Below are 18,181 nucleotides of genomic sequence, written 5' to 3'. Positions count from 1 at the left end.
ACAAGGCCATAAAAGCAAGTCCAAAGAGGAAAATCTCCGCAGACCCTAATCAGCCCGCAGGGATTTTCTTTATGTACAAGCTTTTAGGCACCACCAAAACACCAAAGAAGCCGGACCAATCAGTAAGTCCCAGCTTCTAGCATCGGTCTTCTTCAACCGATGACGGATGTTATATGCAGATAGATTTTACATTTACATAACCAAACAGCAATTTCCTTATAAACATCAGAAAACTGCAGGCAGAAAAGGCTCAAGCAATCCAGCTTTAATCGCTGTCCAAGCCTGTCAAGTTCAGCTCTTGAACCTTGGAATGCTTCAACTGCTCCTCCTTAGCTCTATCCTGATTATAGATCTGACTGGTTTTTAAAAAATCATAATTATTTTTCTTAGGCTTTTCTTCCGGCTCCTGCGGCTGAGGACTATACTCAGGCTGAATATCTGCCAAAATATAGTTATCCTGCTGAAGCCTGTCGCCAAACTTCGTAAATTCGCCCGATGTATTCTTCTGAAAAGGGGCTGTTGGCTTAGGTCTTTCCGCATTAGAAGCAGTCGGAAGTTTTCTGCTGCGGACCTTAGTCGGAAGGTCGCTGGTCAGATAAGGCGCTGAACGCTTCTTTTTCAAATCAGCCCGAGCTTCCTCGCGTGCCTGCTCAGCATAACGAATGGCCGGATCTTTCTTATCAATCGGCTTTTTAAAATCCTTGAAAGCAGACTGCTTTTGCAGCGGTCTTCTGATAGTCTGACTGGCAGCGATGGGAGCATGCCTGCTAGAGTCCACAATCGGCATCCATTCCAAATAATTACGGTCTGTATAGTCTCCGGTAATGTTGCTAATGAGATCCAGTTCATCATAAAGATTCATATGCGGCATTTCCGTCAGCATGATTTCATCATCTGACACCAGAGGAAATTGTTTATCAGTCATATCTTTTTCCTTTCAACCCTTCATTATTATAAACTATTCAGGCTATTTTTCAAGCTATTCTGCCGAAATTCCCAGAATTTCTCGAATTTCCTCCACAGAGAGACTGGATTTGGCTTCTGCTCCGTCCAGAATAGTCGAAACCAGATTGCGCTTGCTCTCTTGCAGCTCCTGTATCTTCTCCTCAATCGTTCCCCGTGTAATCATCCGATAGACTTCGACATTGCGCTCCTGTCCGATACGGTGGGCACGGCCGATGGCTTGAGCCTCAACCGCTGGATTCCACCAGAGGTCGACCAAGATGACTGTGTCTGCACCAGTCAGATTGAGACCGACACCTCCAGCCTTGAGGGAGATCAAAAAGGCTGAACGCTGACCGTCATTGAAGGCTGTTGTCATGTCCTGACGCTCCTTAGCCGGAGTAGAGCCTGTAATCTTAAAGGACTCCATGCCCATCTTGTCCAGCTCACTCTCGATAATATCCAGCATACCACGAAATTGTGAAAATATGAGGACACGACGATTACCATCTTGTATCTGTTCAAGTAATTCCCGCAAACTTTCCATCTTACCGCTCTCGCCCTCGTAATCTTCCATAAACAGCTTCGGAGTATCACAGATCTGACGGAGGCGCATAAGACCTGACAGAATCTCTATCTTGCTGCGGTTGATTTCATCTTCTGTCGCATGGATAATTCTGTCCTGCATCTGCTTGAGCAGAGCCAGATAAATAGTCTTCTGGCTATCTGCCAATTCATTGCGATAGGCAACTTCAATCAAATCAGGCAATTCCTGCAGCACATCTTCTTTCTTGCGCCGCATGACAAATGGTTTGATATAGCGAGCGACTTTCTCAGCCGGCAGTTTTAAAAATTCCTTTTTGTTTGGCAAAAGTCCTGGCATGACAATCTGGAAAATAGACCAAAGTTCTCCCAGATTATTCTCAATCGGCGTCCCAGAAAGAGCATAAGTATGCTCCACTTCAAAATCCCGCAAATACTGGGCAATCTTGGTCTGGTCATTCTTCATCACCTGAGCCTCATCCAAAATCAGATACTGGAAGTGGTTATCCTTGTATTCTTCCACATCCTGCCTGAAAGAAGCATAGCTAGTAATGGTAATCTGATGTTTCTCCGCAATCAGCTCATCACGAACATTTTTCAGACCATACACCACCGCCACATCCAAATGCGGAGCAAATTTAGCAAACTCATCGCTCCAGTTGTAAATCAGGCTGGATGGCGCCAGGATTAAGACTTTCTTAGAGTCATCTATACTCGAACTCAGAAAAGAAATCGTCTGCAGGGTCTTTCCCAGCCCCATATCGTCAGCCAAGATGCCACCGAAGCCATACTTATCCAGCATGGATAGCCACTTGACACCCGTCTCTTGGTAATCCCGAAGGTCAGCCTTGACTTGTAGATGGGGAAGAGGAAATTCCTCAGGGTGAGTCAGGTCAAAGGCTAGCTGCTGCACATCTTTTGAAAACTGTACCCTATCCTTGCCCTTAAAAAACTCTGCCAGTTGATAAGCCGCCAGACTGCTGGTCTGAATGAAGCCATTTTTAGTCCGCTTACTCCGCAGCTGCTGCAAAGTCCGACTCATCTCCTTGGTCTCTTCATCGAAAATCAAGACTTGCCCGGACTTACTGATAAAGAAGTCCTGCTCCTTAAAGAGTGAATCAAGCACTGCGTCTATCTCTGACTGCGCAATGCCAGCAAAATCGAAACCAACATCTAAGAGGCCGCCCTTCATCTTGACAGAGATCCTTGGACTTTCTGTCTGTGCCAGTGCCTCTAACTCTTCTGTCATGCTAACACGGCCCAAAGCCTCAAAATTGGGAATGACTTCTGAGAAGAAATGATAAATTTCTTCCGGCTTCAGAGGCGGTCGCTGGCTGTAAAAGTCTGCCACAAAACCTGCCTGCAGCATTTGCTTAAATACCTGCTGCTCATGCTCAAAATTACCTGCAAAAGGAAGACGTTCCAAATCTTTGCGAGTCGTCACCTTCCTGTCTCCATAGTCAAAGACAGTATCTAAAATCAAACGCTTGTCAGGACCGATGTCAAAGTCAAACTTGGCTGTAAAGTCATGAATCATCATACTTTCAGGTGCTTCTACTCGGCCAACTTTTTTAAACTCAGACAAACTGGAAGCCAGTTTAGTCCTTTCTGACAAGTCGAATTGCAGGCGCTTCAACCGATCATGCTCTATAGGCAACTCCCGTAAAGCCTTCATCAGTCTAATCTGCTGAGGATTTAGCTGATAGAAGGTATCTCCATAAAAGATAAACTGCCCATCATAAAGCATCTTATAATTCTTCTCAGCAATGACTAGCTCAAAATGCTCTTCATTCTCTTCCACTTGGAAAGTATAAACTTCTGCCTCTTCATGTAAATCTTGGAAAAAGACTTCACTGTAGTCATAAAGGCTGTACTCTAAGCGGAAAGAAGACAGATTCATCAGGAAGATAACTCCCTCTTCAAAGATACTGGCTGGGAAGAAAAGATTGCGCCCAGCATTTGGGAAAATCAAAGAAGAATCTTGCCCCTGATAGTCAGACACTAGTCCTTGCAGAAAAACGAGCAAATCTTGACTGGCTTCATCAAAATCCTCCAAATGAATAGCCTCATAGTAACTCTTACCAATCTGATAATGCCCGCCCTTTTCCAAGGTCCGAAGGAAGGAAAGAACGTCTCGGACAACATAAGAGCGCTCGTCCGGCAAGCGACTGATTCGGAGACTCCAGAGAAACTGTCCTGTATAAGAATCCTCTTGACCAGTAGCCGAAAGCTCATAACGAACCTGTTGATCGGATTTCTCCGGCAAGACCTTATCCAAGAACAAGCTTCCGAAAGAAACCAGCTCTTGGGTCTCCTGACTAGTCAACTCCTCTTCTTCCATACTCTTTAGCACATCTTTTCCAGATGGGGCATTTTTCAGATAATACTCCAAGGCTGCCAGATGAGCACAATATTTTTTCTTCTGGAAAAAGTCGCAATAACAAAAGATGACATCATCATCCAAGCTATAGCGCAAATTACACTCATCTACACGAGCATATAAAAGAGAATCACTGACCTCAAGGATTACTACCTTATTGTTTTCAACCAGGGCAATTCCTTCTGTCCGAATCTTACCAGGAATTAATTTTGCCATAATTACCACCTTACATTTATCTCACCATTATACCATACTTTCGACATAAAAAAAGAAAAGCAAGCTCTTATGCTTACTTTCATTTTTACATATAAACGTATGTTTGTCAAATTGCTATTTTCAAACTCTACTTCCGCTTCCTTACAATCAAGTGAATTGGGGTCCCTTCAAAGACAAAGGCCTTGCGGATTTGATTTTCTAGGAAACGCAGGTAAGAGAAGTGCATGAGTTCTTCTTCATTGACAAAGATGACAAAGGTCGGTGGTTTGGTCGCTACCTGAGTCGCATAAAAAATCTTGAGACGCTTGCCCTTGTTTAAGCCGCTGTGCTTTGAGATGAATTTTTCACTAAGAACATACCAATTGTAACATAAAGTGATATAACTAGAATAAGCTTAAACAAAGACCATAGCATAAGCAAAAAAACAATAGTCTTCTCATAAAAACTATAATAAGTTTCACTCAAATAGTGACCTTGCACTTGTACTTCAACTCCACTGAAAAAAAGTTGCCAAAGCAGAAGAAAGAAAGCCAGTAAATAAATAGTTGCAAGTATCCAAAACACTATATTATTCCCTAGATATCTCCTTAATGCCCAAACTACAAGCAGAAATACAGACAAGAAAGTTATTATAAATAATTCAAAATATGACACTTTCTATCTCCTCATAGTAAAAGTAGAAATCCCCAATCTTCCAGCTTCTACTTTCGCTTCCTTGCAATCAAGTGAATCGGAGTTCCTTCAAAGACAAAAGCCTTGCGGATTTGATTTTCCAAGAAACGCAGGTAAGAGAAGTGCATAAGCTCTTCTTCGTTGACAAAGATGACAAAGGTTGGAGGTTTGGTTGCTACCTGAGTCGCATAGAAAATCTTAAGACGCTTGCCCTTGTCAGTCGGTGTCGGATTAATCGCGATAGCATCCATGATGACATCATTAAGCACTGCTGACGGAATACGGGTATTCTGACTCTGACTGATTTGCTTAATCATGTCCGGCAGCTTATGGAGACGCTGCTTGGTTAGAGCAGAGACAAAGATAATCGGTGCATAAGACAGATACTGGAACTGGTCACGAATATCTGCTTCCCAGTCTTTCATGGTATGGTTATCTTTTTCTAGCGTATCCCACTTATTGACAACGATGATTATTCCTTTTCCTGCTTCATGGGCAAAGCCAGCGATTCGCTTGTCGTACTCACGAATTCCTTCTTCAGCATTCAGCACCATCAGAACGACATCTGAGCGGTCAATCGCCCGCATAGCCCGCATGACAGAGTATTTCTCTGTGTTTTCATAGACCTTACCTGACTTGCGCATACCAGCCGTGTCGATCATGGTAAATTCCTGACCCTCACTGTCCGTAAAGACCGTATCAATAGCGTCACGCGTAGTACCGGCAACAGGACTGGCAATAACCCGCTCCTCACCCAAGATAGCATTGATCAAGCTAGACTTGCCGACATTAGGCCGACCAATCAAGCTAAACTTAATCATATCAGGATTTTCAGCTACTTCTTCATTTGGCAGATTTTCAACGATTGCATCAAGAACATCTCCTGTACCAATCCCATGGACTGAGGAAACTGGAAATGGATCACCCAAGCCCAGCGCATAGAAATCAAAAATCTCATTGCGCATTTCAGGATTATCCACCTTATTGACCGCTAAAATAATCGGCTTATGGGTCTTGTAGAGCATGCGAGCCACATACTCGTCCGCATCCGTGATACCTTCCTTGCCAGACACGACAAAAACGATAACATCTGCTTCGTCCATAGCAATCTCAGCCTGGTGTTTGATTTGCTCCATAAAAGGCGCGTCAACATCGTCAATTCCGCCCGTGTCAATAATACTAAACTTACGGTTGAGCCAGCTTGCTGTCGCATAGATTCGGTCGCGGGTCACCCCTTCAACATCTTCCACAATAGAAATTCGCTCACCGGCAATCCGATTGAAGAGCGTTGATTTGCCGACATTGGGACGGCCGACAATGGCAATAGTTGGTAAGGCCATGTTTTTCCTCTTTCATTCTTTAGGACAGAGCCAAACTCCGTCCTATTTTTCTAATTTCTTTTCTTTAAACAATTGGTCGATAGCCTGATTTGGCTCTTGACCAAATTGAGCAGCTAGGCGCTGACTCCAAGTTTCCTTAGCTCGCTCGCCAGCATATTCAGTCTGTACGCGGTCATAAGCTTGAATAGTGGAACGATCCTGTTCACGATATTCTTCCTCAAAGGCCACTGCTTCATAAGGCAGCCGCGGTTTGACTGCATGGTTCTGGTTGGGAGTTCCCAGAGCAATCCCAAAGACTGGATAAGTGTAGTCCGGTAGCTTAAAAAGCTCTGCTATTTGACTGGCAGCATATCGAACCAGTCCAATGATTACTCCACCATAACCCAAACTTTCAGCTGCTAACAGGGTATTTTGTCCAGCTAAAGCAGCATCTACTGAGCTTATCAGGAGATTTTCTGTTCCCTCAGGATAAAAGTCTTCCGTATGCATGTGAACGCCCTTTTGGGCACGATTGAGGTCGCCAACAAAAAGCAGGAAAGCCGAAGACTGCCGAATGGCTTCTTGGGGCACCAAGCCAAAGAGGGCTTCTTTTTTTTCTTTGCTTCGCACTACAATGATAGAGTAAGACTGGAAATTCTTCCAGCTGGACGCAGCCCGACCCGCATTAATGATGGCACGTAATTCCTTATCCGAAATCTGCTTCTCCGTAAAGCGGCGGACAGACGTGTGAGCATTCATCAAGTTAATTGTTTCATTCATCGGCGGTTCTCTCCTTCTAGGCGTACCTCCTGAGCCAGAAACTTAATTCGCTCCATAACTCGCTTGGCCTGCCAAGTCTCATCGCCATTCTTAGAGCTGGCAAAGTGACGCTCCAAATCCGCAAAACTAAAGTTAGAAGTAAAAAAAGTTGGCAGATTTTCCTGCATACGGTGCTGGAGAATGACCTGCAAAATCTCATCGCGCATCCAAGGGCTAGACTGCTCTGCACCGATATCGTCCAAAATCAGCACTTGAGCCGTCTTGACCTGATCAATCTTTTCCTTGACCAAGCCGGAACTGATCGCATTCTTAACATCCAAAACAAAGCTCGGATAGTGGAGCAGTGTCGTTGAAACACTGCGTTTTTCTGACAAATCGTGCGCCAGAGCAGCCATCATGTAGCTCTTTCCGACTCCAAAATCTCCATAGAGGTAAACAGCCTTCTGATAATGTGGAAACTCCGCAACGAAGTTGGTCAACAGTTCAAAAGCCTTGTAGCGACCAACATCATCCAGATCCACCTGTGCTAGACTGGCCTCCTTGAGACTGGCTGGTAGGCTGATAAGATTGAGACGGCTTCTAATGGCCTCCTGTCTCTCTTGCTCAATCAACTCAGGCGTCTCCTCATAGGCAACATCCGCATAGCCTTCATTTTTCACCAAGATTGGCTTATAGCCCTTAGCAATATAGGTCTCATCCCCCAGCAAAAAGCGGTTGCGCTCCGTAATATACTGGTTAAACTTGGAGACACTGCGCTGAATCTCAACTTGGGGCAGCTTTTCCTGTTGGATAAAGGCCGCGACATCTGGGTCCGCCATAATCTGCTTGACCAGCTCCTGATAGTCAAACTGCCGCACCCTATTCATATGAGGCATATTCTGTCCTATTTTCTCCATTTATTCGCCTCCTCCTTCAAGTTTGGCTAAGAGCCGACGTTTCTGTTCTTCTAGCTCGGCCTGCTTCTCTGCACTCGTTTCGTTTTTATAATCCGGCTGACTCCAGTCAGGTACATTGCTCTTGGTAGAGCCTTGTCCAGATTTAGCTGGACGGTTCTGGGGCTGCTGGTTGCGCTCACGGATTTTCAAGACTGCTTCCTCAGCTGTCGTCACCTTTTGATAAGAAAAATCATTAGCTACCTTGAGGGCATACTTTTCATTGAGATTGGCTGAATCCACCTTATTAAAGGTCAAGAGCAAGATTACGTTGATAACCTCGTCCAAAAGGCCTAATTCAGCTAAATCTAGCAAAAGCTTTCTCTCCGTCCGCGTAATAGCAGCCTGACGAATTTTTTTGATTTCTGCCAGGAAGACCATTGGTGATGTTCGTTTCGCTTCTTGGATAATAGACTGCTCCTGCTTAGAAAACTGACCTTCTGCCGGCTTCTGAGCAAGCTTTTGCTTCATCCGCTTGGTAGAAATAACCTGAGAAACAGCAGTTTCTCTAGCCAAGACATAGGTCTCATACCAAGTCCACTTCTTCTGCTCAGCAATTGCAAACAATTCTAACAAATCTTCCTTTTCATTGGCAAAGCGAAGATTGTCCTGAGCCATCCGTTGTTTGAAATACTCCAAGTCAAAATCATTGGCCTTTCGCACTGCCCTTGCTTGCTCAGCTTCCATACCAAACACCTGCATAAAAGGCTTGACCAATTTCTCTCCACTAGGATTTTCTGGTCGCAGGGCATCTGCAGCAGCTTCACCGATTTTCTTTTCCAAGAGCCGACTGTACACATTATGGCTGAAAAATTCCTCCGTCGTTAAGGTTGGGTGGAGTTGAACCAGATAGTGGTCATCTGTTTGATAAAGATCTACTAGCTTAATCGCCGCTAAACGCTCAAAACTTTCTTCTAAAATATTAAGTCCAAAATCTAAATGATTAAGAATCTGACTGAAGAGATGCTGCTTTTGTCCATTATCCACAAAAGACAGCAGATAAAGATAAAGTGCTGCTGCTTCTCTCCCCAAAATCGGCAGATAGAGCTTGGTCAAGATAGCAATATCTGGGCTGACTGCATTATTGCGCAAGAAAGAAAACTGATGGTTCGGTTTCATTTATTTGTCCTTTTTCTTCTTGGACCCCTTAGTAATCTGCTTGAGCAGGCTTTCTAGCTCTCCCACATCCTTGAAACTCCGGTAAACACTGGCGAAACGAACGTAGGTGATTTCATCCAGCTCTGCCAGTTCATCCATGACTAAGGATCCAATATACTCACTATTGATTTCATTGTCGCTCTGACTGCGGACCTTTTGCTCGATTCGGTTGACAATCTCCTCTATTTCGTCACTAGATACTGGCCGCTTTTGAGCGGAGCGAATAATACCGTTAAAAATCTTATCCCGAGAAAATTGCTCGCGTGTCCCGTCCTTCTTGACAACAACTAGGGTTCTCTCTTCAACACGCTCGTAGGTCGTAAAGCGGTGTTGACATTCCTCACACTCACGGCGGCGACGGATTGTATTCCCATCTTCTGCCTGTCTGCTATCAACTACACTTGATTTATTCCCACCACATTTCGGACAACGCATACCATTTCCTCCTAGAATCCTAATACTTCATTATAACACGTTTTCAAGAATAACAAAAGACAGCCGTTTGGGGTGTAATATTTCACCATTTTGCCCTAAAAATGTGTTTATCAAAAATAAAAAGCGAGACAAATCTGTTGCATTCTCAGTCTTGCCTCATCTTTTTACTATTATAATGCCACTTGCACTTCTAAACCAAAGTGGTCACTGACAACAGGGGTTTCTTTCCCGTCAAAAACAACAGTGGAGCGCTCAACATCCATCCCTTGGCTAGTGAAAACATAGTCTATCTTCAGAGCATGCTTATTATCATCCCAGCCTGCAATAGTACCTTCTACTGTCGCCTCTCCGATAGCTTCTCTCGCAACGGCATGACTATCCTGCAGCTTCAGCGGACTGGCTAAGATAGTCTGGTAGCCTTGCTGGCCGACTGGATTGTTGAAATCGCCCATGAGGACCAGAGGAGTTTTAACCTTGAGAAGCTCTTCTTCAAGCTTAGCCCATTCTCCCTGGAAACCTTTGTCCCACCAAGACAGATGGCAGGAGGCAATTGTCAACAATTGACCATCAACCTCAGTCTCGGCTAGCAAGACCTTACGAGTATGGTAATCCCTAGGATCATTAGCCTCTGAAACCAGAACTTCTCTAGGAGCTATAGGATTTCTAGATAGGATTGCCACTCCTTCGTTGTAAATATCAAATCCAATATGATTATAGGCCCAGGACCAATGATAGTCCAGTCCTGCCTCAGCCAACTTTTCTACCAGACATAGAGCAAAATGGTCTTGATGGATTGCAATCGCTCCTTCAACCGCCTGATAGAAAGGAGCCTGAACAACCTGTTCAGACTCCGTTAATTGATTGACTTCCTGCAGGCAAATGACATCATATTTTTCTTGAAGAATGCGTTCTGCAAGCTCATTAAGCTTGGTTTCTTGCTCTTCTTCCATCCAACTATGAGTATTTAATGTCAGGAATTTTGCCATGATTTCTCTTTTCTATTTTACAATTCAACCTTAGCAACAACTGTCTTAGCAGATGCTTGACCAAGTTTTTCTACTGTTACAGACTTGATAGCTGCTGCATTTGTGAAGACTACGATTGTTGAAGTTTCACGTCCTGCTTCCTTGATTGCTTCCAAGTCAGCCGTGACTAGAAGATCTCCAGCTGCAACTTTTTGACCTTCTGAAACATGAACTTCGAATGGTTTACCTTCAAGGCTAACAGTTTCCAAACCAATATGTACCAAAACTTCTAAGCCGTTATCTGTTACAAGACCGATAGCATGCTTGCTAGGAAAGACGCTAGTTACTGTACCGGCAACTGGTGAATAAATCTTACCGTTTTCAGGCTCAACTGCAAATCCGTCGCCCATCATTTTTTGTGAGAAGACTGGATCTTTAACGTTTGCCAAGTCAATGACTTGACCGTCCGCAACAGTTTCAACCTCCTCAGTCACACCTTTGTAAGTAACTTCGGCAGCTGCTGATTCTGCTTTTTGGCTAGGAAGTGTTTCAGGAATCACTTCACCAGAATCCAACAAGTCTTGAATATCAGATTTGAGAACGTCAGCTTTTGGTCCGTAGATAGCCTGAACGCCTTGACCTTTCATAACCAAGCCCATAGCGCCTTCAGCTTTCCACTGTTCTTCTGTTCCAACTTTTTCAGCATCTTTGACAGTCACACGCAGACGAGTCATACATGCATCTACATCTACGATATTAGCGCGACCACCCAGAAGGTTGATAACATTTACTGCTTGAGATGCTTCAGCAACTTTACCACCAGTTGACTCTGATGAAGAAGCTTCATCTGAACCGTCTGCTGTTTCATAGTTACCGTTACGTCCTGGAGTTGCATAGTTGAACTTCTTGATCATGAAGTTAGAAATGAGGTACATCACAACACCAAATAGGATAGTTACCCAGATGAAGTTGATGATATCCATCCCTAAGCCAGCATTGATGGCCATAGGAGTACGGGTCAAGAATTCGATAGAACCGAATGAGTGCACACGAAGGTTAACGATGTCAGCCATTGCAAACGCAGCACCTTGTACAAATGCATAAATGATATACAGTGGTGTTGCAACGAACATGAACATGTACTCGATTGGTTCAGTAACCCCTGTCAAGAAGGTTGCCAAAGCAGTCGCAATCATCATACCTTTGTATTTGTGCTTCTTGTCAGCATCCACATTGTGATAGATAGCCGCCGCTACCCCCATAAGGATACCGAATGAACCAATCATCTGACCAACTTTAAAGCGAGCTGGATGAACTGTATCAAGCAAGTGTTGGTAAGTAGAAGGATCAGCTGATTTCGTACCAACCAAGTCAGTTACCCAAGCCAACCACAGTGGATCTTGACCAGCTACAGTTGTTCCCGCACCAGAACCAGTAATAACGTGATAAACACCACCTAGTTCTGTGTAGTTCATTGGGATGGTCAACATGTGGTGCAAACCAAATGGAAGCAAGAGACGTTCCAAAGTACCATAGATGAATGGTGCCAAAACTGGTGCAGTATCTTGTGAGTTAGCAATCCAAATACCAAAGCTGTTGATACCTGATTGAACAACTGGCCATACGAATGACAAAACAATTGCTACGATTACTGAGCGCAAGATAACAACGAAAGGTACAAAACGCTTACCATTGAAGAATGACAAGGCATCTGGCAATTTACGGAAATTATAGTATTTGTTATAAGCTGTCGCTCCGACAAAACCAGCGATAATTCCGACAAAGACACCCATGTTCAGAGCTGGTGACTCCAGAACGCTGATGAAATAATCAGAAACCTTAATTGATGCACCAAACATTGTTTTAACTACAGCAGCCTTATCTGAGAGCATATCGTTGGTAACGCCAAACATAACACCAGTGATACGGTTAATCAGGATAAAGGACAGACCTGCTGCGAAGGCACCGCCAGCACGTTCTTTTGCCCAGCTTCCACCGATAGCCAAAGCAAAGAGGATATGCAGGTTACCGATAACCCCCCAACCAATCTGCTCTAAGACACCGCCGATAGTGACTAAAACACCTAGATTTGGATTAATCATCGGGATCGATTTACCGATACTAATCATCAGTCCTGCTGCCGGCATAACAGCAACGACCACCATCAAAGCTTTACCGAATTTTTGCCAAAATTCAAAGCTAAAAATGTTCTTGAATGAATCTTTCATCATTCAGACCTCCTTATATTTTTTACAAACAAGTCCGTTTTGTGAAATCGTTTGCATATCGATACATCTATTATAGCACGATTTTTTATTTTGTAAAGGCTTTTATAAAAAAATTTTCTCTTTTTTTGCACCTAAAATACTGCATTTTCTCTTCAAGAGTTATATTTTTGCTATATTCCAACGAAAACGATTGCATAAAATAGTTAGAAAAATCCCATTAGTTCTCCTATCTATACTGTAACAAGCGCAAAAAAAACTCCGTCTCCTAAGGAGAACAGAGTTTTGATTTTTTTATTCTTGCATGGCATAACCAACACCGCGAACGGTTTTGATATAGCTTGGCTGCCCTTCCACATCAATTTTACTGCGCAGATAACGAATATAAACATCTACAACGTTGGTCTCCGTTGCACTCTCGTACTTCCAGACACGCTCCAGCAGCTGCTCACGGCTCATGACCTTATTGCTACCCATCAGGGTTACCAGCAGATCGTACTCCCGCCGCGTCAGTGCAATAACTTCCTCACCGCGGTAAACTGTATGATTTTTAATATCCACTCGCAGATTGCGGTAAGAGGTCGGAATTTTCAAGAGGCTGCAGTGCTGGTCGATAAAGTCGCGCCCGCGGAAAATGATGGAGACACGCTCCACTAAATCACTGATAATGAAAGGCTTGACTACGTAGGAAACAGCAAAATGCTGGATTGCTTCCTGCTGATCTGCAATCTCTTCACGACTAGCCAGAACGATAATGACGGACGCTGGCTTTATCAAGCTCAGCTGCTTAGCAAAATCGCTGGCAGTCATATCTTGAAGATCGTAGTTGAGCAGGAGCAAGTCATAATCCACATCTTTAGCCAAAGCCAGTCCCTCTTGACCAGTCTCAGCCAAATCTACAAGAAAGCTTTCCTTTTGCAGTTCCAAACTCACAAATCGGGCAAGATTTTTTTCATTTTCTACTAGTAAAATTCGCTTTGCCATAGGCCTATCCTATTTTTCGTCGTACCAAGAATAGTGGTAGGTACCTTCTTTGTCTTTACGGTTGTATGTATGAGCACCAAAGTAATCACGCTGCGCCTGAATCAGATTAGCTGGCAGATTTTCCGCACGGTAGCTATCAAAGTAAGCAATGGCACTGGAGAAGGTTGGCACTGGTACTCCCGCTTGCACAGCTAAGCTGACAACATCACGTACTGCCTGCTGATACTTAGCCGTAATATCCATGAAGTATTCATCTAAGAGCAGGTTTGCAAGGTCAGCATCACGGCCGTAAGCGTCTGTAATTTTCTGAAGGAAGCGGGCACGGATGATACAGCCAGCACGCCAGATAGAAGCAATCTCACCGAACGGCAGATTCCAATTATTTTCCTTAGAAGCTACACGCAATTGAGCAAAACCTTGAGCATAAGACATGATTTTTGAGAAGTAAAGAGCCTGGCGGATCTTTTCAATCAACTCTGCCTTATCTCCCTCAAAGGTGAAAGCAGCTGGTTTTGGCAATACCTTGCTAGCAGCCACACGCTCATCTTTGTAAGTAGAAATGTAACGCGCAAAGACTGACTCTGTAATCAGTGGCAGCGGCACACCTAGATCCAAAGAAGATTGACTGGTCCACTTACCAGTTCCTTTATTACCAGCCGCATCCAGAATATAGTCAACGATTGGGCCAGCTTGACCTTCATCGTCCTTCCGTGTCAAGATATCCGCTGTAATCTCAATCAGATAGCTATCCAACTCGCCTTTGTTCCACTCTGTGAAGATGTCTGCCATTTCACTAGCTGAAAGTCCCAGCAAGTGCTGCATAAGGTCATAACTCTCAGCGATCAGCTGCATATCTCCGTATTCAATCCCGTTATGGACCATTTTTACATAGTGACCAGCACCATCAGGACCGATATAGGTCACACATGGTGCACCGTCTTCAGGAGCTTTAGCAGAGATTTCTTCCAAGACATCGGCTACCAACTCATAAGCTTCTTTTTGACCACCTGGCATAATAGATGGTCCTTCCAATGCGCCTTTTTCACCTCCGGAAACACCTGTACCGATGAAGTTAATACCAGAGTTAGCCAACTCTTCATTACGGCGAATGGTATCTTTGTAGAAAGTATTCCCACCGTCAATCAGGATATCACCCTTATCCAAGTGAGGAAGCAAGGCCTGAATAGTCGCATCTGTACCAGGACCAGCTTGAACCATCAGCATAATCCGACGTGGTTTTTCGATAGAGTTTACAAAAGACTCTACATCATAGCTTGGCACAAAGTTCTTCTCCGGATGAGAGGCAACAACATCCTCCGTCTTATTTGCTGAGCGGTTATAGATGGCAACTGTATAGCCACGAGATTCGATATTTAGGGCAAGGTTACGGCCCATAACAGCCATACCAACAACACCAAAATTTGCTTTAGTCATTATGTTCTCCTATAGTTTGTTTGTCTTATTTTATCATTTTTAAGGCTTAAAAGAAAGTATTAAGTCGGTGACGGATTGTGAGGGGGGATGGGGAGAAAAACAAGTACAGATGTAACTGAACTTGCCTACTCTTTTAAAAACATTATTGCGAATTCTTTAAAGCTCATATAGAAAACAATTGGGGTAAATTTTATGTGTCATGGCCTTTTGCTTCCTCGTAACACTTTGGGCCTTGACTGTATCAATGTTTTTACTTTTTCTGTTAAATCTATTAAAGTTTTTCGTTCACTATCAATCGTACATTCTAAAATTTGTACATTCCCCTCTTCAATTGTCGATATTACATAACCATCATGCTCACTACTAAACTGCTCTTTAGAATGAGCCAATGCATTTCGTTTCTTTATCATTTGAAACCATTCTGTCAACAATTGATCATTGTCTTTTATATCACGATAGCTAAGGTGAGTATTTTTAAAATCTGTGTAAAGAGATTTATAATTTCTGTGATCCTCAAGTTGAACTCCCAATATTGTTTTTAATTCATGTTCTATTTCAGCATTTTCACTCATGTATTCTCCCCTCAGAGCATTTAGTTCATCCCACTTTGACAAACTAATCTCTACGGCCTTGTTGAATTCCCGTTTAATTACTTCGTCACTTGGTGAAGATAAATTGATAATCATCGTATTATTCAATAATCCTAGATTATCTTCCGTTTCAATTTTTGTAATAACTGTTTGTTTTATTTCCTCATAATTTTTTGAATATAAGATAAAAAATTGTTTAAATTTGTTTTTATTCCTTACATCGTTTAAAAATTCAATTCCATTGTCAATACCACTTTGCCCCTCATCGTCTCCCAAATTAAAATCTGAAATAAAGAAGTCAATTCTTTTGGAGCTATCATTCAATATTTCTCTTGCCTGTTCAATAGTCTCACATAAATGACAATTTTCATCTAATAATTGATATCCCTTATATTCAATTGATTCTTTAACAATACTTAAATGTTCTGAAAATGCATCTTCCATCTCATCTTCAAGCCAAATAATACTGATATCTCTACGCATTTTTTAATTACCACCTAAATTAATTTTAAAGCATGTTTTGTTCTCGTCTGAATCTACTACAATTTCCCACCTATATCTATGGCATGTTTGTTTTATGATATACATCCCTACTCCCGTTCCGTTTTCTTTTGTTGTAAAACCTAATCTAAATATATCGTCCTTATTGTCAATCTCAGATGCTAATGGTTTATTTGAAGAAATAATCAAACAATTCTTTTCATCAATAAATTTGAAAATAATTTTATCAGCATCTTGATCCATTGCATTGATTATAAAATTATCGAGTATCATGCCTAAATCAAATATATTCACCCTAGACATATGAGGAACATCTGAAAAATCGGTCAAAATATCAATCTCTCTATAACTCAAACTATCCAAATAACTTTGCATATATTTTTTTATATTAATATATTTTTTCCCCTTTACTTCAGAGGTACTTAGTTTAAGTATTTGATTTTTTATTGTATATAACTTCCCTGAGGATTTTTTTAAACTTACTACATACCCACTCACTCTGTCAAAATCTCCAGTGGATTTAAAATCAGCAACTATCTTTTTATTAACTGAGTTTATATTTTTATAAATTCCAGTTAATTCATGAGTCAATAAATTTTGTTGCACAGAATTATTTTTTTCAATTAAAACATCTTTCCTTTGATTTTCTTTTTCGGCCATATCTCTAGCAATTTCCGCTTCTTGTTGTTTTGTCTCGGCTATTTTTCGAGCAAATTCTGCCTCTTGATGTCGCCGCTCAGCAATTATTTTCGCCTCCTCTTCTTGCCTACGTTTTTCCTCAGCAAGCCGTTCTTTTCTTTCAGCCTCCTCCCTCTCTTCTTGTCTAATCTTTTCTACTTCTTTACGAACCATACTGCCTATATTAACACGTTCACTGATTAATTTATTGACAATCGGCTTTAGTAATTCAATTAATAAAGTAATTCTTTCATCATTTCCTGATAATCCTTCACGATTTGAAGTCGAAATATCCTCTAAGAAATCATTGTCTAAAATGTCAAATGATATTTCTCCTTCGATATAATTACTGAAAGCCTGAGTATTATTCAACTGTGGCATGAAATTTGAAACTGCCAATTTATCTCTCACATAAAGCCTTAACTGATTAGCTTTGTAGACGGAATTTCTTATAAATCTATTACTTTCCCCATCTCCTGTATTTTCATCCGCTTCTAGCATATTTATTGTGCTATGGATTCCTATCCATCCTGTTAATTCATACTCAAATTCCCTATAATCTCCATTTATAGTAGAAAATTTTCTTTTCCCTTTCAAATCAATCTTAGCGATATCTGAAGGAGTTAATCTTTTTACCTTTCGCTTTTTTTTAGACACTTGCTCTAAATCTGCACTTATTTTCACTGAGTCATTTAATAACCCACCATCAATTAAATTTTCTGAAGTTTGAAAAAAAGCATAAAAATTTTTAAATCCAATAACTTTAGAAACCTTTGAAAAGATTATTTCCTGTTCCTGTTTAGTCTTATAAGCAACTTCAATATCAGCACCAATATTATCTAACAAATAGTAATTGGCTAAAGTCATCTTCAATGAATCTAATTTTCCCTCTGCAAATCCTACTAAATTAACTCCGATTGATTTTATTAAAGTTCCTGATTCAAATGAATCCCAAATATCTCTATTTTCAATACATACATCATCAATATTTACGCGAATTAATTCAGGAATATCACTATCAGATGCATTTGTTGAATCTAACATCCACGCCGATTCAATTCCATCTTTTTTAGATACAATATAATATTTTTTTGATAAAAACAGTGTTGCTAATTTCCCTATTCCTTTTCTTCCTTTTGTCTTTTCAGAAAGTTCCTCATTTGACAAACGCCGATTTCTTCCGATTAAGGCATATTTAGTCGTTAAATCATCATAGCTCATTCCGCTTCCATTATCCAAAATTTCTAATATTGAATTTTCCTTGTCGATTGACTCTATATAAAGTTTTACATTCGCAGCCCCAGCGTCTAAACTATTAGCTATTAATTCAGATATTGCACTCCAATTATTAGTATACATCTGTTTTCCGAGTAAGTTTAAAGCAAAATACGAAAAATTAAATTGGATTGTGTTGTTTTCTGTCATAG

14 protein-coding genes and 1 pseudogene are annotated in these 18,181 nt (G+C 41.7%); all 15 read right to left on the bottom strand.

Going from position 1 to position 18,181, the window contains the following annotated elements; all coding sequences use genetic code 11:
* Window positions 1-265 precede the first annotated feature (265 nt).
* The gene (locus tag FKX92_RS00165; RefSeq protein WP_149565165.1) at window positions 266-925 is read right to left on the bottom strand and encodes a cystathionine gamma-synthase; all 660 of its coding nucleotides are present in this window, start codon (window positions 923-925) and stop codon (window positions 266-268) included.
* A 54-nt stretch (window positions 926-979) separates the two neighbouring features.
* Window positions 980-4,081 carry a DEAD/DEAH box helicase gene (locus FKX92_RS00160; RefSeq protein WP_149565164.1) on the bottom strand — a complete coding sequence of 1,034 codons (3,102 nt, stop codon included), beginning with the start codon at window positions 4,079-4,081 and terminating at the stop codon, window positions 980-982.
* Between the two features lie 127 nt (window positions 4,082-4,208).
* Window positions 4,209-4,397 (bottom strand): annotated as a pseudogene (engA, locus tag FKX92_RS00155) (ribosome biogenesis GTPase Der); the annotation flags it as partial.
* Entirely contained in the window at window positions 4,397-4,735 is a 339-nt protein-coding gene (locus FKX92_RS00150) for a hypothetical protein (RefSeq protein WP_149565163.1), read from the bottom strand. The gene FKX92_RS00150 and the pseudogene engA, both read right to left, overlap by 1 nt.
* 47 nt (window positions 4,736-4,782) lie before the next feature.
* Complete coding sequence (der, locus tag FKX92_RS00145) at window positions 4,783-6,093, bottom strand: ribosome biogenesis GTPase Der (protein ID WP_149565162.1); 1,311 nt, start codon at window positions 6,091-6,093, stop codon at window positions 4,783-4,785.
* Window positions 6,094-6,135: 42 nt separating this feature from the next.
* Window positions 6,136-6,852 carry an NADPH-dependent oxidoreductase gene (locus FKX92_RS00140; RefSeq protein ID WP_149565161.1) on the bottom strand — a complete coding sequence of 239 codons (717 nt, stop codon included), beginning with the start codon at window positions 6,850-6,852 and terminating at the stop codon, window positions 6,136-6,138.
* Complete coding sequence (dnaI, locus tag FKX92_RS00135) at window positions 6,849-7,748, bottom strand: primosomal protein DnaI (protein WP_149565160.1); 900 nt, start codon at window positions 7,746-7,748, stop codon at window positions 6,849-6,851. Before dnaI ends, FKX92_RS00140 begins: the two co-directional genes overlap by 4 nt.
* The gene (locus FKX92_RS00130) at window positions 7,749-8,903 is read right to left on the bottom strand and encodes a replication initiation and membrane attachment family protein (RefSeq protein WP_002903252.1); all 1,155 of its coding nucleotides are present in this window, start codon (window positions 8,901-8,903) and stop codon (window positions 7,749-7,751) included. It abuts the gene before it with no gap.
* Window positions 8,904-9,377: a transcriptional regulator NrdR gene (nrdR, locus tag FKX92_RS00125; RefSeq protein WP_002894570.1), complete on the bottom strand. Its 474-nt coding sequence runs from the start codon at window positions 9,375-9,377 to the stop codon at window positions 8,904-8,906.
* A gap of 170 nt (window positions 9,378-9,547) precedes the next feature.
* Window positions 9,548-10,363, bottom strand: coding sequence for an endonuclease/exonuclease/phosphatase family protein (locus tag FKX92_RS00120; protein WP_149565159.1), 816 nt, complete (start codon window positions 10,361-10,363; stop codon window positions 9,548-9,550).
* 17 nt (window positions 10,364-10,380) lie between these two features.
* The gene (locus FKX92_RS00115) at window positions 10,381-12,573 is read right to left on the bottom strand and encodes a PTS transporter subunit IIBC (protein ID WP_049553179.1); all 2,193 of its coding nucleotides are present in this window, start codon (window positions 12,571-12,573) and stop codon (window positions 10,381-10,383) included.
* A 288-nt stretch (window positions 12,574-12,861) separates the two neighbouring features.
* Entirely contained in the window at window positions 12,862-13,551 is a 690-nt protein-coding gene (locus tag FKX92_RS00110; protein ID WP_049553178.1) for a response regulator transcription factor, read from the bottom strand.
* A gap of 9 nt (window positions 13,552-13,560) precedes the next feature.
* Entirely contained in the window at window positions 13,561-14,985 is a 1,425-nt protein-coding gene (gene gndA, locus FKX92_RS00105) for an NADP-dependent phosphogluconate dehydrogenase (protein WP_002905853.1), read from the bottom strand.
* A 197-nt stretch (window positions 14,986-15,182) separates the two neighbouring features.
* Window positions 15,183-16,058, bottom strand: coding sequence for a hypothetical protein (locus FKX92_RS00100; RefSeq protein WP_149565158.1), 876 nt, complete (start codon window positions 16,056-16,058; stop codon window positions 15,183-15,185).
* Between the two features lie 3 nt (window positions 16,059-16,061).
* Window positions 16,062-18,179, bottom strand: a complete 2,118-nt coding sequence (locus FKX92_RS00095; RefSeq protein WP_149565157.1) for an ATP-binding protein — start codon at window positions 18,177-18,179, stop codon at window positions 16,062-16,064.
* Window positions 18,180-18,181: the final 2 nt, after the last annotated feature.

It is taken from the genome of Streptococcus sanguinis (assembly GCF_008329445.1).
GTDB lineage: Bacteria > Bacillota > Bacilli > Lactobacillales > Streptococcaceae > Streptococcus > Streptococcus sanguinis_O.
The sequence above is the reverse complement of the archived record's forward strand: the minus strand, read 5'-3'. Positions and strand labels throughout refer to the sequence as shown.

Coding starts and splice junctions, on each gene's coding strand:
- FKX92_RS00165 (WP_149565165.1), bottom strand. CDS start 925: ATGACTGATAAACAATTTCCTCTGGTGTCAGATGATGAAATCATGCTG.
- FKX92_RS00160 (WP_149565164.1), bottom strand. CDS start 4,081: ATGGCAAAATTAATTCCTGGTAAGATTCGGACAGAAGGAATTGCCCTG.
- der (WP_149565162.1), bottom strand. CDS start 6,093: ATGGCCTTACCAACTATTGCCATTGTCGGCCGTCCCAATGTCGGCAAA.
- FKX92_RS00140 (WP_149565161.1), bottom strand. CDS start 6,852: ATGAATGAAACAATTAACTTGATGAATGCTCACACGTCTGTCCGCCGC.
- dnaI (WP_149565160.1), bottom strand. CDS start 7,748: ATGGAGAAAATAGGACAGAATATGCCTCATATGAATAGGGTGCGGCAG.
- FKX92_RS00130 (WP_002903252.1), bottom strand. CDS start 8,903: ATGAAACCGAACCATCAGTTTTCTTTCTTGCGCAATAATGCAGTCAGC.
- nrdR (WP_002894570.1), bottom strand. CDS start 9,377: ATGCGTTGTCCGAAATGTGGTGGGAATAAATCAAGTGTAGTTGATAGC.
- FKX92_RS00120 (WP_149565159.1), bottom strand. CDS start 10,363: ATGGCAAAATTCCTGACATTAAATACTCATAGTTGGATGGAAGAAGAG.
- FKX92_RS00115 (WP_049553179.1), bottom strand. CDS start 12,573: ATGATGAAAGATTCATTCAAGAACATTTTTAGCTTTGAATTTTGGCAA.
- FKX92_RS00110 (WP_049553178.1), bottom strand. CDS start 13,551: ATGGCAAAGCGAATTTTACTAGTAGAAAATGAAAAAAATCTTGCCCGA.
- gndA (WP_002905853.1), bottom strand. CDS start 14,985: ATGACTAAAGCAAATTTTGGTGTTGTTGGTATGGCTGTTATGGGCCGT.
- FKX92_RS00100 (WP_149565158.1), bottom strand. CDS start 16,058: ATGCGTAGAGATATCAGTATTATTTGGCTTGAAGATGAGATGGAAGAT.
- FKX92_RS00095 (WP_149565157.1), bottom strand. CDS start 18,179: ATGACAGAAAACAACACAATCCAATTTAATTTTTCGTATTTTGCTTTA.